At 68.0% G+C, this 24,749-nt stretch carries 23 protein-coding genes and 1 pseudogene; 22 read left to right on the plus strand and 2 right to left on the minus strand.

The features are described 5' to 3' along the window. The first annotated feature begins 73 nt into the window (after positions 1-73). The 16 genes and pseudogenes from alaS to BLT81_RS04065 all read left to right on the plus strand — a co-directional run bounded on the left by alaS (position 74) and on the right by BLT81_RS04065 (position 15,098). Positions 74-2,743: an alanine--tRNA ligase gene (gene alaS, locus BLT81_RS03990; RefSeq protein WP_019194535.1), complete on the plus strand. Its 2,670-nt coding sequence runs from the start codon at positions 74-76 to the stop codon at positions 2,741-2,743. Positions 2,744-2,862: 119 nt separating this feature from the next. Next, entirely contained in the window at positions 2,863-3,351 is a 489-nt protein-coding gene (ruvX, locus tag BLT81_RS03995; RefSeq protein ID WP_019194536.1) for a Holliday junction resolvase RuvX, read from the plus strand. 5 nt (positions 3,352-3,356) lie between these two features. Continuing rightward, a complete protein-coding gene (gene mltG / locus BLT81_RS04000; RefSeq protein WP_040421556.1) occupies positions 3,357-4,508 on the plus strand; it encodes an endolytic transglycosylase MltG in 1,152 nt (383 codons plus the stop codon). After that, positions 4,505-5,329 (plus strand): shikimate dehydrogenase, encoded by an 825-nt coding sequence (locus tag BLT81_RS04005; RefSeq protein ID WP_019194538.1) that lies wholly within the window; start codon positions 4,505-4,507, stop codon positions 5,327-5,329. The genes mltG and BLT81_RS04005 overlap by 4 nt, the downstream gene beginning before the upstream one ends. Positions 5,330-5,362: 33 nt before the next feature. Continuing rightward, positions 5,363-5,794 (plus strand): prepilin peptidase, encoded by a 432-nt coding sequence (locus tag BLT81_RS04010; RefSeq protein WP_019194539.1) that lies wholly within the window; start codon positions 5,363-5,365, stop codon positions 5,792-5,794. Positions 5,795-5,807: 13 nt separating this feature from the next. Beyond that, positions 5,808-7,031 carry a chorismate synthase gene (gene aroC / locus BLT81_RS04015; RefSeq protein WP_019194540.1) on the plus strand — a complete coding sequence of 408 codons (1,224 nt, stop codon included), beginning with the start codon at positions 5,808-5,810 and terminating at the stop codon, positions 7,029-7,031. Further along, positions 7,024-7,584 (plus strand): shikimate kinase, encoded by a 561-nt coding sequence (locus BLT81_RS04020; protein WP_019194541.1) that lies wholly within the window; start codon positions 7,024-7,026, stop codon positions 7,582-7,584. The genes aroC and BLT81_RS04020 overlap by 8 nt, the downstream gene beginning before the upstream one ends. A gap of 25 nt (positions 7,585-7,609) precedes the next feature. Further along, on the plus strand, positions 7,610-8,683 hold the full coding sequence (gene aroB / locus BLT81_RS04025; RefSeq protein ID WP_019194542.1) for a 3-dehydroquinate synthase: 1,074 nt from the start codon (positions 7,610-7,612) through the stop codon (positions 8,681-8,683). Next, complete coding sequence (aroQ, locus tag BLT81_RS04030) at positions 8,680-9,126, plus strand: type II 3-dehydroquinate dehydratase (protein ID WP_019194543.1); 447 nt, start codon at positions 8,680-8,682, stop codon at positions 9,124-9,126. The genes aroB and aroQ overlap by 4 nt, the downstream gene beginning before the upstream one ends. Further along, positions 9,113-10,204 carry a M24 family metallopeptidase gene (locus BLT81_RS04035; protein ID WP_040421558.1) on the plus strand — a complete coding sequence of 364 codons (1,092 nt, stop codon included), beginning with the start codon at positions 9,113-9,115 and terminating at the stop codon, positions 10,202-10,204. The genes aroQ and BLT81_RS04035 overlap by 14 nt, the downstream gene beginning before the upstream one ends. A gap of 51 nt (positions 10,205-10,255) precedes the next feature. Continuing rightward, positions 10,256-10,819: an elongation factor P gene (gene efp, locus BLT81_RS04040; protein ID WP_019194545.1), complete on the plus strand. Its 564-nt coding sequence runs from the start codon at positions 10,256-10,258 to the stop codon at positions 10,817-10,819. Next, positions 10,819-11,286 (plus strand): transcription antitermination factor NusB, encoded by a 468-nt coding sequence (gene nusB, locus BLT81_RS04045; RefSeq protein WP_019194546.1) that lies wholly within the window; start codon positions 10,819-10,821, stop codon positions 11,284-11,286. The genes efp and nusB overlap by 1 nt, the downstream gene beginning before the upstream one ends. A gap of 63 nt (positions 11,287-11,349) precedes the next feature. Beyond that, positions 11,350-12,198: a PPK2 family polyphosphate kinase gene (locus tag BLT81_RS04050; RefSeq protein WP_040421559.1), complete on the plus strand. Its 849-nt coding sequence runs from the start codon at positions 11,350-11,352 to the stop codon at positions 12,196-12,198. 115 nt (positions 12,199-12,313) lie between these two features. After that, positions 12,314-13,302, plus strand: a pseudogene (locus tag BLT81_RS04055) (substrate-binding domain-containing protein). After that, positions 13,299-14,333, plus strand: a complete 1,035-nt coding sequence (locus BLT81_RS04060) for an ABC transporter permease (RefSeq protein ID WP_019194549.1) — start codon at positions 13,299-13,301, stop codon at positions 14,331-14,333. Before BLT81_RS04055 ends, BLT81_RS04060 begins: the two are co-directional and overlap by 4 nt. 3 nt (positions 14,334-14,336) lie before the next feature. Continuing rightward, a complete protein-coding gene (locus BLT81_RS04065) occupies positions 14,337-15,098 on the plus strand; it encodes an ATP-binding cassette domain-containing protein (protein WP_019194550.1) in 762 nt (253 codons plus the stop codon). 408 nt (positions 15,099-15,506) lie between these two features. On the opposite strand, the gene BLT81_RS04070 is transcribed toward BLT81_RS04065, so the two are convergent. Further along, positions 15,507-15,962, minus strand: coding sequence for a YbjN domain-containing protein (locus BLT81_RS04070; RefSeq protein WP_019194551.1), 456 nt, complete (start codon positions 15,960-15,962; stop codon positions 15,507-15,509). After that, the gene (locus BLT81_RS04075; RefSeq protein ID WP_019194552.1) at positions 15,952-16,422 is read right to left on the minus strand and encodes a type III secretion system chaperone family protein; all 471 of its coding nucleotides are present in this window, start codon (positions 16,420-16,422) and stop codon (positions 15,952-15,954) included. The genes BLT81_RS04070 and BLT81_RS04075 overlap by 11 nt, the downstream gene beginning before the upstream one ends. Positions 16,423-16,564: 142 nt before the next feature. Here BLT81_RS04075 and pyrR point away from each other — a divergent pair, with 142 nt between their 5' ends. The 6 genes from pyrR to pyrF are packed head-to-tail and all read left to right on the plus strand — an operon-like array spanning position 16,565 to position 24,664. After that, positions 16,565-17,128, plus strand: coding sequence for a bifunctional pyr operon transcriptional regulator/uracil phosphoribosyltransferase PyrR (pyrR, locus tag BLT81_RS04080; protein ID WP_019194553.1), 564 nt, complete (start codon positions 16,565-16,567; stop codon positions 17,126-17,128). After that, the gene (locus BLT81_RS04085) at positions 17,129-18,049 is read left to right on the plus strand and encodes an aspartate carbamoyltransferase catalytic subunit (protein WP_019194554.1); all 921 of its coding nucleotides are present in this window, start codon (positions 17,129-17,131) and stop codon (positions 18,047-18,049) included. It abuts the gene before it with no gap. After that, positions 18,050-19,324 (plus strand): dihydroorotase, encoded by a 1,275-nt coding sequence (locus tag BLT81_RS04090; RefSeq protein ID WP_019194555.1) that lies wholly within the window; start codon positions 18,050-18,052, stop codon positions 19,322-19,324. It begins immediately after the preceding gene. Between the two features lie 13 nt (positions 19,325-19,337). Then, positions 19,338-20,486, plus strand: a complete 1,149-nt coding sequence (carA, locus tag BLT81_RS04095; protein ID WP_019194556.1) for a glutamine-hydrolyzing carbamoyl-phosphate synthase small subunit — start codon at positions 19,338-19,340, stop codon at positions 20,484-20,486. Positions 20,487-20,522: 36 nt separating this feature from the next. Beyond that, positions 20,523-23,861 (plus strand): carbamoyl-phosphate synthase large subunit, encoded by a 3,339-nt coding sequence (carB, locus tag BLT81_RS04100; protein WP_019194557.1) that lies wholly within the window; start codon positions 20,523-20,525, stop codon positions 23,859-23,861. Continuing rightward, positions 23,861-24,664: an orotidine-5'-phosphate decarboxylase gene (gene pyrF / locus BLT81_RS04105; RefSeq protein ID WP_019194558.1), complete on the plus strand. Its 804-nt coding sequence runs from the start codon at positions 23,861-23,863 to the stop codon at positions 24,662-24,664. Before carB ends, pyrF begins: the two co-directional genes overlap by 1 nt. The last annotated feature ends 85 nt before the right edge of the window (positions 24,665-24,749 follow it).

A 24,749-nucleotide genomic window follows, 5' to 3' on the forward strand; every position in this document is an offset into this window, starting at 1 on the left:
CGTTCGACCCGTGGGGGCCGGGGGTAGAGTAGGTGCGGACTAATCGGCACTATTTCCCCGGGAGGGCACACCCGTGCACACACACGAGATCCGCCAGCGCTTTACTGATCACTTTGTCAAGGCAGGACACACCGCTGTCCCGAGCGCCTCGCTGATCCTGGATGACCCGACCCTCCTGTTTGTCAACGCCGGCATGGTCCCGTTCAAGCCGTACTTTTTGGGGCAGCAGACGCCCCCGTTCGACAACGGGACGGCCACGTCGATCCAGAAGTGCGTGCGCACGCTGGATATCGAGGAGGTGGGCATCACCACCCGCCACAACACCTTCTTCCAGATGGCCGGGAACTTCTCCTTCGGCCAGTACTTCAAGGAGGGCGCGATCACTCATGCGTGGAGCCTGCTGACCGGCTCCCTCGACGACGGCGGGCTGGGGCTCGACCCGGAGCGGCTGTGGGTGACCGTCTACCTCGACGACGACGAGGCGGAGCAGATCTGGCGCGAGAAGATCGGCGTGCCCGCCGAGCGCATCCAGCGCCTCGGCGTGGAGGACAACTTCTGGTCGATGGGCATTCCTGGCCCGTGCGGGCCGTGCTCCGAGATCTACTACGACCGCGGCCCGGAGTACGGCCGCGACGGCGGGCCGGCCGCCGACGACAACCGCTACATGGAGATCTGGAACCTCGTGTTCATGGAGTCCATCCGCGGTGAGGGCGACAAGAAGGGCAACTTCGACATCGTTGGCGAGCTGCCGAACAAGAACATCGACACCGGCATGGGCGTCGAGCGCGTCGCCTGCCTGTTGCAGGGCGTGGACAACGTGTACGAAACCGACCTGCTGCGCCCGGTGATCGACGCCGCCGTTGAGCTCACGGGCTCGCAGTACGACGCCGGGAACAAGCGTGACGACGTCCGCTTCCGCGTCATCGCCGACCACTCGCGCACCGGCATGATGATCATCCTCGACGGGGTTACGCCCTCCAACGAGGGGCGCGGCTACATCCTGCGTCGCCTGTTGCGCCGCGTGATCCGCTCCGCGCGCCTACTCGGGGCGACCGGCACGGTGCTGGAGACGTTTATGAACACGATCATGGACACGATGACGCCCTCCTTCCCGGAGATCGCCGATAACAGAGAGCGGATCCTGCGCGTCGCGCTGGCGGAGGAGCGGGCCTTCCTGAAGACCCTCGAGTCCGGCACTCACCGCTTCGACGAGGCCGCCGCGGCAGTCCGCTCCTCTGGGGCGACGGTCCTCCCGGGCGCGCAAGCCTTCGAGCTGCACGACACCTACGGGTTCCCCATTGATCTCACACTCGAGATGGCGCGCGAAGCGGGCCTCGAGGTGGACATGGACGCCTTCGACAGCGAGATGCGCGCCCAGCGCGAGCGCGCCAAGGCCGACAACAAGGCAAAAAAGCACCGCAACGTCGACGAGTCGCTCTACCGCGAGTGGGTCGACGGCGCCCCGACCGAGTTCGTCGGATACTCCACGCTCACCCACGACGCCACGGTGCTCGGGCTCGTGCGCGCCGGCGAGAAGGTCACGGAGGCCGGCCAAGGCGACGAGGTGGAGGTCATCCTCGACGTCACGCCGATGTACGCCGAGTCGGGCGGTCAGCTCGCGGACCGCGGCCGGCTGGTGATGGGCGATACCGTTCTCAACGTTTCCGACGTGCAGAAGGTGGGCAAGCGGCTCTGGCTGCACAAGGCCACGGTGCAAAACGGCGGGCTGGACATCGGCTCGACGGTGACCGCCGAGGTCGACGGCGACTGGCGCCACGGCGCCCGCCAGGCGCACACCGCGACCCACCTGATCCACGCGGCGCTGCGGCAGGTGCTCGGGCCGACGGCCGTGCAGGCGGGCTCGCTGAACAAGCCTGGCTACCTGCGCTTTGACTTCAACTACACCGAGCAGCTCACCCCGAGCCAGCTCGAGGAGATCGCCACCGTGACCAACCAGGCGGTCGACGCGGACTTCTCGGTCAACACCGTGGAAACGTCGCTGGAGAAGGCCAAAGCAATGGGGGCGCTGGCCCTGTTCGGGGAGAACTACGGCGACGTCGTGCGCGTCGTCGAGATCGGTGGCCCCTTCTCTATCGAGCTGTGCGGCGGCACCCACGTCGAGCACTCCTCCCAGGTCGGGCCGGTCGCCGTCCTCGGCGAGTCCTCCGTCGGCTCGGGCGCGCGCCGTATTGAGGCGTACTCGGGCCTGGATTCCTTCCGCTACTTCTCCAAGGAGGCGGCGCTTGCCTCCGGCCTGGCCACGGAGCTGAAGACGCCGACCGAGCAGCTGCCGGACCGTATCGCGCAGCTCACCGAACGCCTGCGCGCGGCGGAGAAGGAGATCGAGGCGCTGCACAAGCAACAGCTGCTCAGCCAGACGGCGGGCCTCGCCGACGCGGCTGAGACGGTGGGCTCTTTCCGCCTTGTCGCGGCGCAGCTGCCCGCGGGGGTCAACGCCGGCGACCTGCGCTCGGCTGCTGCGGACCTGCGCGGGCGTTTCGGCGCCGAGGCGGCGGTCGTCGCCCTCGTGTCCGCCGGCGGGGGGAAGGTCCCCTACGCCGTGGCGGCCACGTCGGCTGCCGTCGAGAAGGGCGCGAAGGCCGGTGATCTGGTGAAACTCATCGGCGGTTACGTCGACGGCCGGGGCGGCGGCAAGCCCGACCTCGCGCAGGGGTCGGGCTCGGACACGGGGGGTGTCACGGCGGCGCTGCAGGCAGTCAGGGAGGACCTTGCTGCCCGCTAGGGCGTGGAACGAGTAAGATAACGAATTGGACACGAGGCACCCCGGGTAACTCGGCAGTGTCTCGGCCGTTATCTTTTTGCCCGAGACATTCCACGTAAGGCCACGCAAAGGAAACCGCTATGAAGGTGTATCCGGACACACCCGGAGCCGACGACCCCGGCGAGGGGCGGCGCATGGGGGTCGACGTGGGAACGGTACGCATCGGCGTCGCGGTCTCTGACAGGGACGCCCGGCTTGCCATGCCCGTGGAGACGGTGAAGCGTGTCACCGGGTTCAAGGACAGGGACGGGGCGGACATAGACAGGCTCGTCGAGCTTGTCGATGAGTACGGGATCGCCGAGGTCGTCGTGGGCCTGCCACGCGACCTGCACGGCAACGGCTCGGTGAGCGTGAAGCACGCCAAGGAGATTGCTTTCCGCATCCGTCGCCGCTGTGACGTGCCGGTGCGCTTTGCTGACGAAAGGCTGACCACGGTGGTTGCCAACCAGGCCCTTCGTTCCGCTGGTGTCAGTGAAAGGGCTGGACGCCGGGTGATCGATCAAGCGGCTGCGGCGGAAATCCTGCAGTCGTGGCTCGATGGCCGACTCAACAACCTGAAGGAGAAGTGACAACTGTGAGCTCCAGTGTGAACGGACGTCGGCGGACGGGATCCATCGCGATCCTCGTGGTGTCGATCCTGCTGATTATCGGCCTCATCGCGTGGATCGCCATCATGCGCCTGTCCGACCAAAGCGGGGACTACGAAGGCGCGGGCAACGGCGAGGAAGTCGTCATCGAGGTTCCGGAGGGCTCGAGCGTCTCCGAGCTCGGCCCCGAGCTGGAGGAACGGGGAGTGGTCCGCTCGAACGCCGCCTTCCAGTCCGCAGCGCTGTCGGACGCCCGGACGGACAGTATCCAACCCGGCTTTTACCGCCTGCAAGAGGAAATGAGCGCCGCTGCGGCCGTCGAGGCGCTGCTCAACCCGGACAACAAGATTACCCCGCTGCAGGTCGCGGGCGGGGCTACGCTGATGGATATCGCGGTCCTCGGCGGGCAGACGCGCCTCGGCATCTACTCGATGATCCAGCAGGTCACCTGCGGAGATCAGCCGACTGACGGGTGCGTCCAGGTCCAGGACCTGACCGAGGTGGCAGCTAACGCGGATCCTGCGCAGCTCGGTGTGCCCGAGTGGGCGCTCGAGACCGTCACCAGCCGCGCCGGTGACCCGAAGCGGCTGGAGGGCCTCATTGCCCCCGGGGAGTACATCGTTGACCCGGGCGCGGACGCGGAGACGATCCTCACGGACCTGATTACCCGCTCGGCACAGCAGTACGAGGACACCGACATCGTGGGCCGCTCGCAGGCCGTCGGCCTGTCGCCCTACGAGCTGCTCACGGCCGCCTCCCTCGTCGAACGCGAGGCCCCGGCCGGAGAATACGACAAGGTCGCGCGCGTCATCCTCAACCGCCTGGACGCGCCGATGCGCCTCGAGTTCGATTCCACGGTGAACTACGGCCTGCCGAGCGTCGAGGTGGCCACAACCGACGAGGACCGCGAGCGCGAGACGCCGTGGAACACCTACGCGATGGACGGGTTGCCCGAGACCCCGATCGCCTCCCCGTCCATCGAGGCGATTGGAGCGATGGAGAACCCCGCCGAGGGCGATTGGCTCTTCTTCGTCACCGTCGACACCGACGGCACGACGGTGTTTAACAACACCTTCGAGGAGCACTTGCAGGACGTCCAGCGCGCCCAGGAATCCGGCATCCTGGACTCGCAACGATGACCGGCGTGACGCGCCGCGCCGCCGTCCTCGGAGCACCGGTTGAGCACTCGCTGTCTCCCGTGCTGCACAACGCCGGCTACGCCGCGGCAGGCCTCACCGACTGGGAGTACACGCGCATCGAGTGCACCGCGGAGCAGCTGCCGCGGTTGATCGCCGACGCGGACGAGACGTTTCGCGGGTTCTCGGTCACCATGCCCGCCAAGTTCGCGGCGCTCGAGGCTGCCGACGAGGCCACCGACCGGGCACGCGCGATCGGGTCCGCCAACACGCTGGTCCGCACGCCCCGGGGGTGGCGCGCCGACAACACAGATTGTCTCGGTATCGCCGCCGCGCTCGACGAGCTTCTGGGGGAGACGCCGGTGCGCTCGGCGCTGGTGATCGGCGCGGGCGGGACGGCGCGCCCGGCGCTGTGGGAGTTGGGCCAGCGGGGCGTCGATACGCTCTGTGTGCTCAACCGCAGCGACCGCTCGGCCGAGGTCCTTCCCCTGGTCGGCGACGCGAACGTCAGCTTCGTCGGCTTCGACGCCGACCTGAAAGCCCTGTCGATCGAGGCCGACGTCGTCGTCTCCACCGTGCCCGCCGACGCGGTGACCGAGCACGCTGACGCGTTGGGCCACGCGCCGCTTCTCGACGTCATCTACGAGCCCTGGCCCACACCCCTGGCCACGGCGGCCGCCGCCAACGGGCACATGGTCGTGGGCGGGCTGGTCATGCTCGCGGCCCAGTCCTACTCCCAGTTCGAACAGTTCACCGGAGTCACGGCCCCGCGCGAAAAGATGCGGGAGGCGCTGCAACGCCACGTTTTCGCGCGCGGACAGTAGCGGGCGGGGAAAAAACTGGCGTAGACTACCCCCATGCTGATCGGGGGGTCCGGCTTGTTTTTCCTGTTTTTATGCGCGTGCGCGGTGCTGTGGAGCACAGCGCTTGCGTGCGTTGACGTCACGCAGCGTCGGCTGCCGGACGCGCTCACGCTGCCGGCTGGGGCGCTGGCGCTCGCGTGGTGCGTCGTGCGGCCGGTGGGCCTCTGGGGCCTCGTGTGGCCCGTTTTGTACCTTCTACCTGCGCGGGGGATTGGAGGGGGCGACGTGAAACTTGCGGTGTCGCTGGGGGTGGCGGTCGCGTGCACGGCGGGCCCGGTCTGGGTTCTTGTTGCCGTCGCCGCCGCGAGCGCGCTTACTCTTGCGGCGGCGGCGCTCACACGTTCGGCGGCCGTGGCGCACGGACCAGCGATGCTCGCCGCGGCGTGGGTGTGCGCCCTGATGGGGGGAGTGGCCTCGAACATGTGACAGAATAAGCGCCATGCTTCGTTGGACCACGGCCGGGGAGTCCCACGGCCAAGCGCTTGTCGCGCTCGTTGAGAACATGCCGGCCGGCGTCCCCGTCACCGCAGAGGACATCGCGCACCACTTGGCGCGACGCCGCCTCGGCTACGGACGCGGCGCCCGGATGAAGTTTGAGGCGGACGAGCTGACGCTTCTCACCGGCATCGTGCACGGCCAGACCATCGGCAGCCCTATCGCCATCCAGATCGGCAACACGGAATGGCCGAAGTGGACCACGATCATGTCGCCGCACCCGCTCGACATGGAGGACCCGGAGGTAGCGAAAGCGATGGCCTCGGGCCGGGGGGCCCGCCTGACGCGGCCGCGCCCCGGGCACGCGGACTTCGCGGGCATGGTCAAGTACGGTTTCGACGACGCCCGCAAGGTCCTCGAGCGTTCCTCGGCGCGCGAGACGGCAGCCCGCGTCGCGGCCGCGGCGGTGGCGCGCAGCTTCCTGCGCGAGACACTAGGTGTCGAGGTGCTGTCCCACGTTGTCTCCATCGGGGAGTCGGAGCCGTACGTGGGCCCCGCCCCGGCGTTTTCCGACATCGACGCTATCGACGGGTCCCCGGTCCGCGCGTTCGGCGCGGAGAGCGAGAAAGACATGATCGCCCAGATCGAGGCCGCGAAGAAGGAGGGCGACACCCTCGGCGGTGTCGTGGAGGTGGTCGTGGACGGGCTGCCGATTGGGCTCGGCTCCCACATCTCCGGCGAGCACCGGCTCGACGCGCAGCTCGCGGGGGCGCTCATGGGCATCCAGTCCGTGAAGGGCGTGGAGGTCGGCGATGGCTTCGAGGAGGCGCGCCGCCGCGGCTCCGCAGCGCACGACGAGATCCTGCGCGGCGAAGATGAAGATGGGGTGCGGCGCGCGAGCAACCGCGCGGGCGGCCTCGAAGGCGGCATGACCAACGGCGAACAGCTGCGCCTGCGCGTCGGCTTTAAGCCGATTTCCACGGTTCCGCGAGCGCTGCGCACCGTGGATATGGACACCGGCGCGGCGGCGACCGGCATCCACCAGCGCTCCGACGTGTGCGCGGTGCCCGCCGGCGGGGTCGTCGCGGAGGCGATGGTGGCGCTGGTGCTGGCCCGCGCGGTGCTGGAAAAGTTCGGCGGAGACAGCATCGGGCAGGTTCGCAGCGCGATTTCCTCGTACAATGATTATGTTTCGCAACGGTTGGCCTTCGGAGGAGATCATGCCTAACCCAACCACCTACGCGGGGGCGCGCGACGCCGGCGCTGTCGTGCACTCTCGGCCGCGCGCCGTGCTCGTCGGCCCGCCGGGCGCAGGGAAGACGACCATAGGGCGTCGGCTCGCGAGCTCGCTGAACGTGCCGCTCGTGGACTCCGACCTGCTGCTCGAGGAAGGCGAAGGCAAGGCCTGCGGCGACGTGTACGTCGAACGCGGCGAGGAAGGCTTCCGCGAGATCGAGGCGACGTACGTTGCCCGTGCGCTGGCGACCGGCGGGATTGTCAGTCTCGGCGGCGGCGCCGTCGTCACCGAGACGACCCGTCAGCTGCTCATCCCGCACACCGTCGTGTGGGTCGACGTCAGCGCCGAGGAAGGCATCCGGCGCACGTCCAGTTCGACCACGCGCCCGGTGCTTGCGTCGGCGGATCCGGCGCAGCGCTACCGGGACCTGCTGGAGGAGCGTGCGCCTTTGTACCGGGAGGTCTCCGACTTCCGGGTGCGCACTGACGGGCGCCCGCCGCAGCGCGTTGTCGCAGACGTATTGGGGTTCATCGAGTCCCTGTAGCGGGGGAGAAGGAGCGGGAAAGACCGTGGCAATCGTTGAGGTGACAGGGCCGAGCCCCTACGAAGTCCACATCGGGTACAACATCACCGGCGGGGTTGCCCGCCGCGTAGCGCAGCTGAAGGCGCGCAAGGTGGCCATCGTCCACCAGCGCCCGCTGGCGGCCGTCGCGCGTCATATTGGCCGCGAGCTCGAGAACGAAAACGTCGAGGTCCACCTCCTCCCGGTGCCGGACGCGGAGGCGAGCAAGACGATCGCCGTGCTCGGGGGGCTGTGGGACGCGCTCGGTGAGGTCGGGTTTGCGCGCCAGGACGTCATCATCGGCTTGGGCGGGGGAGCGGCCACGGACCTAGCGGGCTTCGCGGCCGCGACGTGGATGCGTGGGGTCAAGGTCGTCCAGGTGCCCACGACGCTGCTGGCAATGGTCGACGCTGCCGTCGGCGGCAAGACCGGCATCAACACAGCGGCGGGAAAGAACCTTGTCGGCGCGTTCCACGAGCCGGATTCCGTTTTCATCGACCTCGAGCGGCTGCACACGCTGCCCGAGGAGGAGATCGTCGCCGGCTCCGCAGAGTTGATCAAGACGGGTTTCATCGCCGACCCGCGCATCTTGGAGCTCTTCCGGGAAGGCCCCGAGCGCCACTGGGAGGAGCTGGTGCGCCGCTCGGTGACGGTCAAGGCCGGGGTGGTCTCCCAGGACCTGACGGAGTCTGGCCTGCGCGAGATCCTCAACTACGGCCACACCTTCGGCCACGCCATCGAGCGCCGGGAGGACTACACGTGGAGGCACGGCGACGCGGTGGCCGTGGGCATGATGTTCGTCGCCCACCTCGCTTACAATCGCGGGCTTATCGACGCCCCGCTGCTCGCCCTCCACAAGGAGATCCTCGAGCTGGTCGGCCTGCCCACCACCTACGAGGCCGGCGCCTTCGACGAGCTCTACGAGGCGATGACCCGTGACAAGAAGTCCCGCGACGGCGCCATCCGCTTCGTTGTCCTGCGGGAGCTGGGGCAGTGCGCCCGGCTCGAGGACGCAAGCGTGGAGGAGATGCGCGCGGCCTACGACGCGATTTCCGCGCCCGAAGGAGGTCGGGGAAGGTGAAGATCCTGGTTCTCAACGGCCCGAACCTCAACCGGCTGGGCACTCGCCAGCCGGAGGTCTACGGGGCGGTGACGCTGTCGGACGTCGAGATGCAGCTCGCGGAGCACGCCGAGCGCCTCGGCGTCGAGGTGGAGTGCCGCCAGTCGAACCACGAGGGGGACCTGATCGACTGGGCGCACGAGGCGGCCGACGAGGGGTGGCCCGTGGTGATCAACCCCGGCGGGTTGACCCACACCTCGGTGGCGCTGCGCGACGCGCTCGCCGAGGTCGCCGACGGCGCGGGCTTCGTCGAGGTCCACATTTCAAACGTCCACGCGCGGGAGCCCTTCCGCCAGCACTCGTACCTGTCGCCCATTGCGGTGGGCGTCATCGCGGGGCTGGGGACACACGGGTACACGCTCGCGCTCGATTTTTGTGCTAGGAGGAACAATGGGAATGGCTGACACGCGCTTTGATACGCGGCGACGTAGGCTCGCCAGCGAGCTCGCCGCGCAGCGCATCGACGACATGCTGGTGACCAACCTCATCCACGTGCGGTACTTGTCGGGCTTTTCGGGCTCGAACGGGGCGCTGCTCGTGTCCAAGGACCGCACCGCGGCCATCGCCACCGACGGGCGCTACCTGTCCCAGGTGGCGCGCGAGGTCCCCGACATTGAGGCCACCATCACGCGCGAGGTGGCGACCTCCCTCGTGGGAACGGTGACCGAGGGCCACCGCGTCGGCTACGAGGCGGACTATGTCTCTGTCAACCAGCTGCACGCTCTGGAAAAGGCGTGCCCGGAGGGCGTGACCCTCGTGCCGGTCAGCGGGATCATCGAGGACATCCGCCTAGTCAAAGACGAGCTGGAGCTCACCCGGCTGACCAAGGTGGCGCAGCTCGGCGTGCGCGCGCTCGAGGGTCTGGTCGACTCCGGCGAGCTGCGGGCCGGGCGTACCGAGCGCGAGGTCGCCGCGGACCTGGAGTACCGGATGCGCATCCTCGGCTCGGAGCGGGTCAGCTTTGACACCATCGTCGCTTCGGGCCCGAACTCGGCGCTGCCGCACTACGGCGCGGGCGATCGCGTGCTGGCCGACGGCGACCTGGTGACCATCGACTTCGGTGCCCACCGCTTGGGCTTCAACTCCGACATGACCCGCACCTTCGCCATCGGCGAACCCTCCGCGCAGCTGCGCGAGATCTACGACGTGGTGCTCGAGGCGCAGCTCGCGGGAGTCAAGGCGGCGGTGCCGGGGGCGAAGCTCGTCGAGGTGGATAAGGTGTGCCGCGACATCATCGAGCAGGCCGGGTATGGCGAGTACTTCGTCCACTCCACCGGCCACGGCGTCGGCCTCGAGGTCCATGAGGCCCCCTCGGCCGCTCGGACCGGAACCGGCGAGCTGCGCGAAGGCATGACCCTCACCATCGAGCCGGGCATCTACGTCCCCGTCGTCGGCGGGGTCCGCATCGAGGACACGCTCATCATCACCTCGGGTGCCCCGCGGGTGATCACCGAGTGGCCGAAGGATTTGCGCATCCTGTGATGTAGACTTGTTCTGTTTGCACACGTTCGTCTCCCATAAGGAAGGTACCCAGTGGCAACTACCGCTGATTTCAAGAACGGGCTGGTGCTGAAGGTTGATGGCAAGCTTCAGCAGATCGTCGAGTTCCAGCACGTCAAGCCGGGCAAGGGCCCGGCCTTCGTCCGCACAAAGCTCAAGGACGTCGTCTCGGGCAAGACCGTGGACAAGACGTGGAACGCGGGCGTGAAGGTGGAGACCGCGACGGTGGACCGCCGCGACATGACCTACTTGTACAACGACGGCACGAGCTACGTGGTCATGGATGACAAGACCTTCGAGCAGTACGAGCTGTCTGAGGATAAGTTCGGCTCCGCCGCTCGCTTCCTGCTGGAGAACATGCGCGTCCAGGTTTCCTTCCACGACGGCGAGGCCCTCTTCGCCGAACTGCCGATCTCCGTGGACCTGGAGATCTCCCACACCGAGCCGGGCCTGCAGGGCGACCGCTCCACGGGCGGCACGAAGCCGGCCACGCTGGAGACGGGCGCCGAGATCCAGGTCCCGCTGTTTTTGGAGACGGGCAACGTGGTCAAGGTGGACACCCGCACCGGCGATTACCTCTCCCGCGTTAACAACTAATGCCGGACTACAAGCGACACGGCGCCCGATACCGCGCCCGCCGCCGCGCCGTGGACATCCTCTTCGAGGCCGAGACGCGCGACGTGGATCCGGTGGCGGTGGTGGAGGACCGCGCGGCGCTGTCTCAGGACCCCAGCAACGCGGTCGCGCCAGTGGCGGACTACACCCGCGAGATCATCACGAGCGCGGCCGTGCACCTCGACGATATCGACGACGCCATCGAGCGCTTCCTGTCGCAGGACTGGGAGATCGACCGGCTTCCGGCCGTCGAGAGGCAGATTTTGCGCGTCGCAACGTGGGAGATCCTCTTCAACGACGACGTCGAACCGCCCATCTCGATCGCCAACGCGCTCGAGATGGCGACGGAGTACGCGGGCCACACCGCGCCGCCGTACATTCACGCGGTGCTCGATGACATCATCCAGTGGAACTCCGCCGACGCGCCCGAGGCGCCACACGACGACTAGGAAGTACCCGACACGTGCCCACCCGCTAGGTGGGCCTTTTTTGATGGAGAAGGAGCGAGAGACATGGCTACATTAACTGTGGAGGAAGCGAACCAGCACAAGGTGGGGTCTGGTTTCCAGATCGCGGACGTCGACCCCCGGGCCACCCCCGGCGTCAAGGACGGCAACATCGACGAAGCCTTCCACGAGTTCGACGAGGATCTCGAAAGCCTGCAGGAGTGCCTGCACGCTAACGCGACGGTGGGCACCCCGGGTACGGGCTCGGTGCTGCTTGTGCTGCAGGGCATGGACACGTCAGGCAAGGGGGGCATCATCAAGCACGTCGTCAGCGAGGTGATGGACATCCAAGGAGTGCGCGTCAAGGCCTTCGGCCGCCCCACCGAGGAGGAGGCGAAGCACGATTTCCTGTGGCGCATCCGGCCGCACGTGCCACAACCTGGCCAGATTGTCGTCTTCGACCGCTCCCACTACGAGGATGTGCTCGTGCAGCGGGTCAAGCAGATGGCCCCGCCGGAGGAGATTGAGCGCCGCTACGGCGCCATCGTCGATTTCGAACGCGAGCTCGCGGCGCAGGGCACGAAGATTATCAAGGTCATGCCGCATATCTCCCGCGACTTCCAGAAGGAGAACCTGCGCGAGCGCATCGAGAACCCGGAGAAGCACTGGAAGTACAACCCCGGCGACATCGAGGACCGCGCTTTGTGGTCGCAGTATATGGCGGCGTACCAGACGGCGCTGACGAGGACGTCGACAAGCGAGGCCCCGTGGTACTGCATCCCCTCCGACGACAAGAAGTACTGCCGGACCGTGGTGAAGACGCTGCTGTACGACGCTCTGCGGGGCCTTGACCTTACCTGGCCCACGAGAGACTTCGACCCGGAGGAGGAGCTGCGCCGCCTCGAGCAGTCGTAACCGGACGGGGGTAGCTGGCGGGCGCCGAAGGCGCTGCTGAGGGCGTCTGTATCGGTTCAGCCCCGCCGATGGCCGTTTGACGTGCGCAAACGGGCTGCACCAGTATCTGTGTGTGCTGAAACTTACCAAGACGCTAACTTTCGTGGCGCTCGCCGCGACCGCGGCACTGGCCGCCGCCTGCTCGTCGACGGGCGGCGCCCCCCGGGAAAACGACGCCGCCGCCCCGGTCGGAAGCGCGGACACCCCCCGCTACGTCGTCGCCATGGTCACCCACGGCGCCCCCGGGGACACGTACTGGGACCTTGTGCGCAAGGGCGCGGAGGAGGCCGCACGCAAGAGCAACATTGAGTTGCGGTACTCCTCCGACCCGCAGGCGCCGAACCAGGCGAACCTCGTGCGTTCCGCGGTTGACGCGGGCGTGGACGGTATCGCCGTGACCCTTCCGAACCCGGAGGCGATCGGGCCCGCGGCGCGCGACGCCGTCGAGGCGGGCATCCCCACCGTGGGGCTCAACGCTGGCATGGAACAGTACGCGGACTACGGTCTCAGCGGCTTCTTTGGCCAGGACGAGACCGTCGCCGGCACTGCCGCGGGCGAGCGCCTGAAGGAGGATGGCGCATCGAAGGTCCTTTGTGTCATCCACGAGCAAGGCAACTCCTCGCAAGAGGCGCGGTGCGCGGGTGTGGAGAAGGGCCTCGGGGGCGAGGTCGAGCTGCTCTACGTGAACGGTGAGGACCTGACCTCGGTCCAGGCCACGATCTCGTCGAAGGTGGCGCAGGACTCTAGCTTTGACACCGTCTTCGCACTGCAGGCGCCGGTGGCCGTCCGCGCCGCCGAAGCAGTCGGCCAGGCCGGCTCGGAGGCGACGGTGGTCACCTTCGACACCAACGCCGAGCTTGTCGACGCCATTGCCGACGGCCGCGTCGCCTGGGCCGTCGACCAGCAGCCCTACCTGCAGGGCTACCTCGCCGTGGATTCGCTCTGGCTGGCCAAGCGCAACGGCGCGACCCTCGGGGTGGGCGCCCCGTCTACACGGGGCCGAGCTTCCTCGACTCCTCTAACGTCGGCGAGATCGCCGAGGCGGCGAAGGAGGGCCTGCGGTGACGGCTCAGGTGAGCACCACGGAAGACCGCTTGCGCACCCATAGCGGCCTCGGCAGGCTCGTGCGCCGCCCCGAGTTGGCGAGCCTGCTCGGTTTCATCGTCATCTTCGCGCTGTTTTTCGCTGTCGCGCCAGCGTTTCGGTCCCTCGACGCGATGTCGACGATCCTCTATGCCAGCTCCACGCTCGGCATCGTGGCCCTGGCGGTGGGTGTCCTCATGGTCGGCGGGGAGTTCGACCTGTCCTCGGGCGTGGCGGTAACCACCGCGGCGCTGGCGGCGTCGATGCTCAACTACAACCTGCACCTCAACTCCTGGGTGGGTGCGGCGCTCGCGCTCGGGATCTCGCTGGCCATCGGCGCGCTCAACGGCGTGCTCGTGGCTCGCACCGGGATTCCCAGCTTCCTCATCACGCTCGCTGCCTTCCTTATGCTGCAGGGCCTCAACCTCGCGGTGACGAAGCTGGTGACCAACCAGGTGGCCACCCCCTCCATCGCTGACATGGAGGGCTTTCCGTCTGCCCGCGCGTTCTTCGCGGGCACCTTCACCGTGGGAGGGGTCACCGTCAACGTGACGGTGCTGTGGTGGATCGGCTTCGTCGCGCTCGCCTCCTTCGTGCTTTTTCGCACAAAGTTCGGCAACTGGATCACCGCGGTCGGCGGTAACGAGGAGGCAGCCCGAGCCGTGGGCGTGCCGGTGCGCCGGGTGAAGGTCCTCCTGTTCATGTTCGTCGGGTTCGCGGCGTGGTTCGTGGGCATGCACACGCTCTTCGCCTTCGATTCCATCCAGGCCGGCCAGGGCGTGGGCAACGAATTCCTCTACATCATCGCGGCCGTCATCGGCGGTTGTTCTATGACGGGAGGGCGCGGCACCGCGGTGGGCACCATGATCGGCGCCCTCATCTTCGGCATGACCAACCAGGGGATCGTGTACGCAGGCTGGAACCCGGACTGGTTCATGTTCTTCCTCGGCGCGATGCTGCTCTTCGCGGTGTTCGCCAACACGTCCTTCGCCAACTACACGAAGAATAGGTAGCCCATGCCGATCATCGAACTTCGCGACATCACCAAGTCCTACGGCGCCTTCGACGCGCTGCGCGGCGTCAACCTCGCGGTGCGCGCAGGCGAGGTCACCTGCGTCCTCGGCGACAACGGGGCGGGCAAATCCACCCTGATCTCCATCCTCGCGGGCCTGCATGCGCCGACCGGCGGAGACATGCGTGTCGACGGCCAACGCGCCGCCTTCTCCTCGCCGCGCGACGCCCTCGACGCCGGCATCGCCACCGTGTATCAGACGCTCGCCATCGTCGACGAGCTCAGCGTCTGGCGCAACTTCTTCCTCGGGCAGGAGATCACGGGCGTCCTCGGGGCGCTGAAGGACGCGGAGATGCGGCGGATCTGCGAAGAGTACCTCCGCCGCCTGGGCGTCGATATCCCCGATGTGAACGTCGACGCCGGGAACCTCTCCGGCGGCCAGCGCCAGGTGCTCGCCATCGCCCGCGCCGTCTACTTCGGCGCCCGCGTCCTCGTGCTCGACGAGCCAACCGCCGCGCTCGGGGTGAAGCAGTCGAGCGTCGTGCTCAAGATGATCGCCTCGGCGCGCGACGAGGGGATCGCCATCGTCTTAGTCACCCACAACCCGCACCACGCGTACCTCGTCGGCGACCACTTCACCATCCTCACGCTGGGCCGCCAGGAGCTGGACGCCCCGCGTTCCGAGGTCAGCCTCGACGAGCTGACGCGCCAGATGGCGGGGGGCGGAGAGCTCGAAGCGCTGAGCCACGAGCTGCGACCGAACTGACGCGGTTCGCGTGCCCGTCGTCCGTAGTGCGCACGTTTCGTGGGCGGGGCTGGCTAGGCCCGGACCCGAGGTCCTGGCTACCTCGACCGGCGCAGGCTCCGCCCCGCGGGCTCTCTCCGCGACGACATCGAGCCCCAGGGGCGTACGTCCCGCTCGGCGCGTGAAGGTCGCTGTGAAGGGTGCTGTGTGCGGTATCGGCGGCACCGACCTGCGCGAGGTCACGAAGGGTCCGGTCTTCATTCCGCCCGGGCCACGAGATGCTCGGCGTTGATGATCGCACGGTGAGCGGCCATGTCGCCGTCGAGCCGTATCTGACCCACGACCACGTGGACACAGCGGAGAAACGACCGCTTCTACCGCCTGTCGCACGGCATAACGTCATCCCCCTCCGGCGCGTGGCTGTCGCCACTAGGAGCCGTCGCCGGCGCGCTGTTCGGCGATGGACTCGGACAGGGCCGTCATCGCGTCCTGCCCGCGCACCACTCCGTCCACGGCGCGTTTGAGGGCGGCGGCGAGCTGGACGTCGGTAAGCCCCGCCCCGACGGGTAGCTCGGCCTCGGTGCGTACGGTGATGGTCTCGCCGCGGTTGACCACGACGGCGCGCGCGCCGAGGAGCGTGGAGTTGGCCTGGTTGGCGCTGAGGTACAGCGTCGCGTCGGGGGTGTCGGCGGGGATATCGGTGCGGGTGTCCGCGCGGACGATGAGGACGGAATCGAGCAGGACGAAAAGCACGTCGAGCCCGTTGAGGGTGCACCGGGCGACGCGGCCCGAGGGGTCGTCGGAAAGCTCGACCCCGTGGCTCGCCATCGCGGCGATGGCGCGGTCGACGGTGACCTGTGTAGCGGTAGCGGTGTTAGTGCTCATCGTGGGTCTCCTCCCAGGTGACCAGGGTCGGGAACGTGACGGCCAGGTAGTCGAAGGCCTGCAGGGTCGCCTCGATGGAGCTCACCACGAAGGCGCCGAGCTGGTTGAACGACGCCCCCTGGGAGACATCCATCGTTCGGATCGCGCTGGCGGCGAGGTGTCGCGGGCCGTTTTCGAAGAAGCGCAGCGTCGGGGCGAAGTGCGTCTGGTTGTGCTCGTTGCAGGCGAACAACACCTGGGAGGCCATCTCGACTGGGAACTCGCCGCGCCAGACGGCCTCGAAGACGAGAGTATCGCCGTCGAGGGCGACGACGATCGCGGCGTTAATAAAGCCAGAGCGCAGGTACTCGTCGTCGAGGCGGTATTCGAGGTTCTCTTCGTCGAAGATGGCGGCGACCGCGCCGAGGCCCACGGCGGCGGGCGCGTTGGGGTCGTCGGGGTGGGGGCTGTCCTGAGTCACGCGCCCGACTCTACAGGCTCGACAGGGCGTGCCCCGTCCCGAGGTGCTAGTGTCGTGGGAGGTCCCCAACGGTTCGCCCGCGGGGAAGCAGACAATTCGACATCCTTTAAATTCCGCACAGAGAGGCGGGGAAGGAGGTCCGATGAGTACAACGAGCCGCTCGACGGTCGACCTGTTGAAGGCCGACGACGTCGCGCGCACCATTGCACGCATCGCGCACCAAATCATAGAAAAAACGGCGCTGGACTCCGAGGACGCGCCACGAGTGATCCTCCTCGGCATTCCCTCCGGAGGGGTCCCCCTAGCGCAGCGTATCGCCGTCGCCATCAGCGAGTTTTCCGGCCGCGATGTGCCCGTGGGCAGCCTCGACGTCACCCTGTACCGCGATGACCTGCGCGACAAGCCGCACCGCGCGCTTTTGCCCACCCGCATCCCCGAGGACATCGACGGCTCCGTTGTCATCCTCGTCGACGACGTCCTCTTTTCCGGCCGCACCATCCGCGCGGCGCTCGATTCGCTGCGCGACGTCGGCCGCCCCCGGGCCATCCAGCTCGCCGTGCTCGTCGACCGCGGCCACCGCGAGCTGCCGATCCGCGCCGACTATGTGGGGAAGAACATTCCGACGTCGACAAGCGAGGACGTGCGCGTCACGCTCGCCCCGCTGGATTCTGCGGACGCCGTCACGCTGACCCGGGAGGCCCAGTAAATGAAGCACCTCATCGACATCAAGGACCTCTCCCGCGAGGAGATCGTCGGCATCATGGACGAGGCCGACCGCTTCCGCGAGGCGCTCGAGGGCCGCGAGATCAAGAAACTCCCGACGCTGCGCGGGCGCACGATTTTCACCCTCTTTTACGAAAACTCCACCCGCACCCGGGCGTCCTTCGAGACGGCGGGCAAGTGGATGAGCGCCGACGTGATCAACATCTCCGCCTCCTCGTCCTCGGTGACAAAGGGCGAATCGCTCAAAGACACCGCCGCGACCCTCGCCGCGATCGGCGCCGACGCCGTGATTATGCGCCACCCGGCCTCGGGGGCGCCGCAGCTGCTGCGGTCGTGGCTGCCCGAGACTTCCATTATCAACGCGGGCGACGGCCAGCACCAGCACCCCACGCAGGCGCTTCTCGACGCCGTGACGATGCGCCAGAAAATCGGCGACGTCGCCGGGCGAAAGGTCCTCGTCGTCGGCGACGTCCTGCACTCCCGCGTCGCGCGCTCGAACGTGGACCTGCTCCACGCGCTCGGCGCCGAGGTCGTGCTCGTCGCCCCGCCGACGCTCCTGCCGCAGGGCGTGGAGCACTGGCCCGCGCGCTGCAGTGCCGACTTCGACGCCGAGCTGCCCGACGCCGACGTGGTCATGATGCTGCGCGTGCAGGCCGAGCGCATGAACGGCGGTTTCTTCCCCTCGCACCGCGAGTACGCCACGCTCTTTGGGCTGAGCCGCGAGCGCGCCGCGCGGATGAAAGACAGCGCCGTGATCATGCACCCTGGCCCCATGCTGCGCGGCATGGAGATCAACTTCGACGTGGCCGACCACGACAACACCGCCGTGCTGCAGCAGGTGACCAACGGCGTGTATACGCGCATGGCCGTCCTGTTTACCCTGCTGGCGGGAGAGGAGAACTAAATGGCACGCACCCTCATCACCAACGTGCGCCCCTACGGCGAGGAGGCCGTGGACATCCTCGTCGCCGATGGGGTCATCGCGCAGATCGGCAGCGATCTCGATCACGACGGCGCCGAGGTCATCGACGGGCGCGGAATGGTTGCCCTGCCTGGCCTCGTGGACATGCACGTGCACCTGCGCGAGCCCGGCCGGGAGGACACGGAGACCATCGCCACCGGCTCGGACGCTGCGGCCCGCGGCGGCTTTACGGCCGTGTTCACCATGGCGAACACAAGCCCCGTCATCGACCAGCCCTTCCTCGCCGAGGCCGTGTGGGAGAAGGGCCGCGCCTACGGCGCCTGTGACGTCTACCCCGTCGGCTCGATTACGCAGGGGCTCGGCGGCGAGCAGCTCACCGAGATCGGCCTCATGAGCCGCTCGCACGTGCGCATGTTCTCCGACGACGGCCGCTGCGTCAACGACCCGCAGATCATGCGCCGCGCCATCGAGTACGCGAAGGCCTACGACGTCCTGCTTGCCCAGCACGCCGAGGACCACCGCATGACCGAGGGCGCGTGCGCCCACGAGGGCGAGACCGCGGCGCGGCTCGGCCTGCGCGGCTGGCCGCGCGTGGCGGAAGAGTCGATCGTCGCCCGCGACGTCATCATGACCCGCGACTACGGCGGGCGCCTGCATATTTGCCACGCCTCGACCGCCGGCACCGTTGGGCTGCTGCGCTGGGCGAAGGAGCAGGGCATCACCGTCACCGCCGAGGTCACCCCGCACCACCTGCTGCTCACCGACGAGAAGCTCGAGACCTACGACGGCACATACCGCGTCAACCCGCCGCTCCGTGAGAAGACGGACACCGAGGCGCTGCGCGAGGCGCTTCTCGACGGCACGATCGACGTCGTGGCCACCGACCACGCCCCGCACGGTTCCGAAGACAAGTGCGTCGAGTTCGAAAACGCCAAGCCGGGCATGCTGGGGCTGGAGACCTCGCTGGCGGTTGTGGCCCAGGTCTTCGTGGAAAGCGGCCTGGCCGACTGGCGCTTCGTGGCCAAAGTCATGAGCGAACGCCCTGCCGAGATCCTCCGCCTGCCCGACCAGGGCCGCCCCCTGGCCGTCGGCGAGCCCGCTAACCTGGCGCTGGTCAACCCCGACGGCCCCTGGACGGCCGCCGGCGCCGACATGGCGTCGAAGGCCTCCAACACGCCGTACGAAGGAATGGACTTCAACGCGCGGGTCGAGCTGACCATGCTGCGCGGCACCATCACGCACCGGATTGAGAATTAAGGACACCCCAGTTATGAGCACTCAGAAAACACCCGCCCTCCTTGTTCTCGGAGACGGGAAGGTCTTCCCGGGCTACGCGTTCGGCTCCGCCGCAGCTGAGGTCTACGGCGAGGCCGTGTTCACCACCGCGATGACCGGCTACCAGGAAACCATGACAGACCCCTCCTACCACCGCCAGATCGTGGTAATGACGGCCCCGCAGATCGGCAACACCGGCTGGAACGACGAGGACAACGAGTCCCACGACTCCAATATTTGGGTCGCCGGACTCGTCATCCGCGACCTGGCCAAGCGCGTTTCCAACTGGCGCGCCCAGCGCTCCCTGGAGGACGAAATGAAGACCCAGGGCGTCACGGGCATCTACGGCGTGGACACCCGCAGCGTGGTGCGCCACCTGCGCACCTACGGCTCCATCGCCGCGGGGATCTTCACGGGGGAGGCGGCGCGCGAGGACGTCGATACGCTCGTAGCAAAGGTCAACGAGCAGCCTTCGATGGCCGGGGCCGACCTCGCGGGCGAGGTGACCACCTCCGAGCCTTACGTGATCGCGGCGCAGGGGGAGAAGAAGTATACCGTCGTGGCCTACGACATGGGCATCAAGACCGCCACCCCGGGCCATTTCGCGCAGCGCGGCATCGAGACGATCGTCGTCCCCGCCGACACCCCTTTCGAGCAGATCGCGAGCTACAACCCGGACGGAGTGTTCATCTCCAACGGCCCGGGCGACCCCGCCACCGCGGACGCGATGGTGGCCGTGACCCGCGACGTTATCGCGAACAAGGTGCCGCTGTTCGGCATCTGCTTCGGCAACCAGATCCTCGGCCGCGCGCTCGGCATGGAGACCTACAAGCTGAAGTTCGGCCACCGCGGCGTCAACGTGCCGGTGAAAAACCACCTCACCGGAAAGATCGACATCACCAGCCAGAACCACGGCTTCGCCCTGAAGGGCACGGCGGGCGAAAGCTTCGACACCGACTTCGGCCCCGCCGTGGTCACGCACACCTGCCTCAACGACGGCGTCGTCGAGGGCGTCGCGCTGGAAAGCGGGATGGCGTACTCCGTGCAGTACCACCCCGAGTCCGCCGCCGGCCCGCACGACGCGAACCCGCTGTTCGACCAGTTCATCGACCTGATGGACAACCACAGCCCGAACAAGAACTAACCAGGGACGGAACCCAGGGAAGGAACGCAAAAGACTATGAAGCGAGAAGACATCAACCACGTCCTGGTTATCGGTTCTGGGCCCATCGTCATCGGCCAAGCCTGTGAGTTCGACTACTCCGGCACCCAGGCGTGCCGGGTGCTCAAGGAGGAGGGGTTGCGGGTGACGCTGATCAACTCCAACCCGGCCACGATCATGACCGACCCGGAGTTCGCCGACCACACCTACGTGGAGCCGATCGAACCCGCCTACATTGACGCCATCCTCGCCCGCGAGGCTGAACAGGGCCACCCGGTCGACGCGATTCTGGCCACCCTCGGCGGCCAGACCGCGCTCAACGCGGCGATTCAGCTCGACCGCCAGGGCATCCTGGCCAAACACAGCGTCGAGCTCATCGGCGCGAACATCGAGGCCATCGAGCGCGGCGAGGACCGCCAGAAGTTCAAGGACATCGTGGCCGCGATCGGCGGCGAGTCCGCGCGCTCGCGCGTGTGCCACACAATGGAACAGGCCCACGAGGCGGTCGCAGAGCTCGGCCTGCCGGTCGTCGTCAGGCCCTCGTTCACGATGGGCGGGCTCGGCTCCGGCCTCGCCTTCAGCATGGAGGACCTCGAGCGCATCGCGGGCGGCGGGTTGGAGGCCTCGCCGGAGGCGAACGTGCTCATCGAGGAGTCGATCCTTGGCTGGAAGGAGTTCGAGCTCGAGCTCATGCGCGACGGCGACGACAACGTCGTGGTCATCGCGTCCATCGAAAACGTCGACGCGCTTGGCGTGCACACCGGCGACTCCGTCACCGTCGCCCCGGCGCTCACCCTGACCGACCGAGAGTTCCAGACCATGCGCGACCAGGGCATCGCCATCATCCGCGAGGTCGGAGTGGACACCGGCGGCTGCAACATCCAATTCGCGGTGAACCCCGTCGACGGGCGCATCATCACCATCGAGATGAACCCGCGCGTGTCCCGCTCCTCGGCTCTCGCGTCGAAGGCAACCGGCTTCCCCATCGCCAAGATCGCCTCCAAGCTCGCCATCGGCTACACCCTTGACGAGATCACCAACGACATCACGGGCGTCACCCCGGCGGCCTTCGAGCCGACGCTTGACTACGTCATTGTGAAGATGCCGCGCTTCGCCTTCGAGAAGTTCCCCGGCTCGGACGAGACGCTGGGCACGTCCATGAAGGCCGTCGGCGAGGCAATGGGCATCGGCCGCAACTACATCCAGGGCCTGAACAAGGTCATGCGTTCGATGGAGGATTCCCCCAGCGGTTTTTGGACGCGCCCCGACGAGTACGTCGCCGGCGAGCGCGCCACCGACGCCGCGGCGGTCCTCGAGGACCTCGCGACCCCGACCGATAAGCGCATGTACGACGTCGAGCTCGCCCTCCGCCTCGGCGCGAGCATCGAGGACGTCCACGCCGCCTCCGGCATCGACCCGTGGTTCCTCGCAGAGCTCGCCGACCTCGTCGAGTTCCGCGAGGTGCTGCGTTCGGCGCCGGTCCTCGACGGCGCGCTGCTGCGCGAGGCGAAGGGCTACGGGCTTTCCGACGCCCAAATCGCCGCCCTTCGCCCCGAGCTGGCGGGGGAGGACGGCGTGCGCTCCCTGCGCTGGTCGCTGGGCATCCACCCCGTGTTCAAGACGGTGGACACCTGCGCCGGGGAATTCGAGGCGCAGACGCCGTACCACTACTCGGCTTACGAGCTTGACCCGAATGCGGAGAGCGAGATCGAGCAGACCGGCAAGGAGAAGGTGATCATCCTCGGTTCCGGGCCCAACCGCATCGGCCAGGGCATCGAGTTCGACTACTCCTGCGTCCACGCAGCGCTCGAGCTGTCGCGCGTGGGCTACGAGACGGTGATGGTCAACTGCAACCCAGAGACCGTCTCCACCGACTACGACACCGCCGACCGCCTCTACTTCGAGCCGCTCACCTTCGAAGACGTCATGGAGATCTACCGGGCGGAGGCCGCCTCCGGCACCGTCGCGGGCGTGATCGTCCAGCTCGGCGGACAAACGCCCCTGGGCCTAGCGCAGCGGCTTGCCGACGCCGGCGTTCCCGTCGTCGGGACGTCTCCCGAGGCGATCGACCTGGCGGAAGACCGGGGCGCGTTCGGAACCGTGCTCACCGCGGCGGGCCTGCCCGCACCCGCCTACGGCACGGCAACCTCGTTCGCGGAGGCCCGGGAGGTGGCCGCCCGTATCGGCTACCCGGTGCTGGTGCGCCCCTCCTACGTCCTCGGCGGGCGCGGCATGGAGATCGTCTACGACGAGGCGAGCCTCGAGGACTACATCGACCGCGCCACCGAGCTCAGCCCGGACCACCCCGTGTTGGTGGACCGCTTCCTCGACTCCGCGATCGAGATCGACGTTGACGTGCTCAGCGACGGCGAACGCGTCTACCTCGGCGGCGTAATGGAGCACATCGAGGAGGCCGGCATCCACTCGGGCGACTCGGCGTGCGCCCTGCCGCCGATGACCATCGGCCCGGAGGACATCGACACCGTGCGCCGCAGCGCCGCCGCTCTGGCCCACGGCATTGGAGTCAAGGGTCTCATGAACGTCCAGTTCGCCCTCAAGGACGACATCCTCTACGTCATCGAGGCCAACCCGCGCGCCTCCCGCACGGTGCCCTTCGTGTCCAAGGCGACCGGCGTGCACCTGGCCAAGGCGGCCTCGCGCATCATGATGGGCGCGACGATCCCCGAGCTGCAGGCCGAGGGCATGATCCCCGCGGACTACGACGGCGGCTCGCTGCCGCTCGAGCACCCCATCGCGGTGAAGGAGGCGGTGCTGCCGTTCACTCGCTTCCGGACGCCGACGGGAGCGGTGCTGGACACCATCCTCGGCCCGGAAATGAAGTCCACGGGTGAGGTCATGGGCCTGGCGGACTCCTTCGGCGAGGCCTACGCCAAGGCGGAGGCCGCCGCTTTCGGCGAGCTGCCCGCGGCCGGCACGGTGTTCGTGTCCGTGGCCAACCGCGACAAGCGCTCGCTCATTCTGCCCATTCAGCGCCTGTACACGATGGGCTTTTCCATCGTGGCCACGTCGGGCACGGCCTCGATGCTGCGCCGCAACGGCATCGAGTGCGAGCTGGCGGTCAAGGCCTCCGAGGCCCGCGAAGGCGCCGAGGGCGTGTCCATCGTCGAGCGCATCACCAACGGGGAGATCGACTTGATCCTCAACACCCCCGCGGGCTCCTCGGGAGCCCGCCACGACGGCTACGAGATCCGCGCCGCGGCCGCTGCGGCGGGCGTGCCGCTCATCACGACGGTGCAGGGCGTTGTCGCTGCGGTACAGGGCATCGAAGACATGCGCGACAACGAGCTGTCCGTGCGCAGCCTGCAGGAGATTGACCACACGGCGGGCGCGCGCTAATGGGCTTCGGCGAGCGCCTCGTCGAGGCGGGACAGCGTCACGGCAGGCTGTGCGTGGGTATCGACCCGCACGCTGCACTGCTGCAGCAGTGGGGTTTGGGCGACGACGTCGCCGGGCTGCGCACGTTCACGCGCACGTGCGTCGAGGCGTTTGCCGGCCACGTCGCGCTGGTCAAACCGCAGGTGGCCTTCTTCGAGCGCTTCGGTTCCGCGGGTTTCGTGGTCCTGGAGGAGGCGCTGGCGGCGCTGCGCGAGGCGGGCACGCTCGTCGTGGCCGACGCCAAGCGCGGTGACATCGGCTCCACCATGGCCGGTTACGCCCAGGCGTGGCTCGGCGTGGGCTCGCCCCTTGAGGCCGACGCGGTGACTCTCACGCCCTTCTTGGGGGTGGGCTCGCTCACCCCGGCGATCGAGCTGGCCCGCGAGAACGGCAAGGGCGTGTTTGTCATGGCCGCGAACTCCAACCCGGAGGCGGTGGCCTTCCAATCCCAGCAGATCGACGACGTGAGCATCGCCCAGCAGATGGTGAACGCGTGCGCCCAGTACAACCGCGGCCCCGGGGTCGGGGACGTGGGGGTCGTGGTGGGCGCGACCGTCGCGCAGCCGCCCGTCCTAGATACGCTCAACGCCCCGGTGCTTATGCCGGGGGTGGGGGCGCAGGGGGCGAGCTTCGCCGACGCCGACCGCGTGGCGGGAACTCACCGCCACGCGGTGTTCCCCAACGTGTCGCGTGGCGTGCTTTCCGCGGGGCCCCACGTCCGTGACCTGCGACAACGCGCCGCCGAAATGGCGCAGCCAGCGTAAACGGGGGCTTATTCGTCCGCGCCGAAAAACCCTGGTAGTTTAGGTGCGTCCATGCGATGACGTGGCAAAACACCGTCCGCCAGTA

The sequence above is a fragment of the Corynebacterium timonense genome (genome assembly GCF_900105305.1).
Taxonomy (GTDB): Bacteria; Actinomycetota; Actinomycetes; order Mycobacteriales; family Mycobacteriaceae; genus Corynebacterium; species Corynebacterium timonense.

What these genes read in the sequence shown, in the direction of transcription:
- BLT81_RS04010 (WP_019194539.1), top strand. Translation starts at nt 5,363, where the DNA reads ATGCTGATCGGGGGGTCCGGCTTGTTTTTCCTGTTTTTATGCGCGTGC.
- carB (WP_019194557.1), top strand. Translation starts at nt 20,523, where the DNA reads ATGAAGCGAGAAGACATCAACCACGTCCTGGTTATCGGTTCTGGGCCC.
- BLT81_RS04050 (WP_040421559.1), top strand. Translation starts at nt 11,350, where the DNA reads ATGGCTACATTAACTGTGGAGGAAGCGAACCAGCACAAGGTGGGGTCT.
- ruvX (WP_019194536.1), top strand. Translation starts at nt 2,863, where the DNA reads ATGAAGGTGTATCCGGACACACCCGGAGCCGACGACCCCGGCGAGGGG.
- carA (WP_019194556.1), top strand. Translation starts at nt 19,338, where the DNA reads ATGAGCACTCAGAAAACACCCGCCCTCCTTGTTCTCGGAGACGGGAAG.
- BLT81_RS04065 (WP_019194550.1), top strand. Translation starts at nt 14,337, where the DNA reads ATGCCGATCATCGAACTTCGCGACATCACCAAGTCCTACGGCGCCTTC.
- nusB (WP_019194546.1), top strand. Translation starts at nt 10,819, where the DNA reads ATGCCGGACTACAAGCGACACGGCGCCCGATACCGCGCCCGCCGCCGC.
- BLT81_RS04035 (WP_040421558.1), top strand. Translation starts at nt 9,113, where the DNA reads ATGGGAATGGCTGACACGCGCTTTGATACGCGGCGACGTAGGCTCGCC.
- BLT81_RS04005 (WP_019194538.1), top strand. Translation starts at nt 4,505, where the DNA reads ATGACCGGCGTGACGCGCCGCGCCGCCGTCCTCGGAGCACCGGTTGAG.
- pyrF (WP_019194558.1), top strand. Translation starts at nt 23,861, where the DNA reads ATGGGCTTCGGCGAGCGCCTCGTCGAGGCGGGACAGCGTCACGGCAGG.
- pyrR (WP_019194553.1), top strand. Translation starts at nt 16,565, where the DNA reads ATGAGTACAACGAGCCGCTCGACGGTCGACCTGTTGAAGGCCGACGAC.
- BLT81_RS04090 (WP_019194555.1), top strand. Translation starts at nt 18,050, where the DNA reads ATGGCACGCACCCTCATCACCAACGTGCGCCCCTACGGCGAGGAGGCC.
- BLT81_RS04020 (WP_019194541.1), top strand. Translation starts at nt 7,024, where the DNA reads ATGCCTAACCCAACCACCTACGCGGGGGCGCGCGACGCCGGCGCTGTC.
- aroC (WP_019194540.1), top strand. Translation starts at nt 5,808, where the DNA reads ATGCTTCGTTGGACCACGGCCGGGGAGTCCCACGGCCAAGCGCTTGTC.
- BLT81_RS04085 (WP_019194554.1), top strand. Translation starts at nt 17,129, where the DNA reads ATGAAGCACCTCATCGACATCAAGGACCTCTCCCGCGAGGAGATCGTC.
- BLT81_RS04070 (WP_019194551.1), bottom strand. Translation starts at nt 15,962, where the DNA reads ATGAGCACTAACACCGCTACCGCTACACAGGTCACCGTCGACCGCGCC.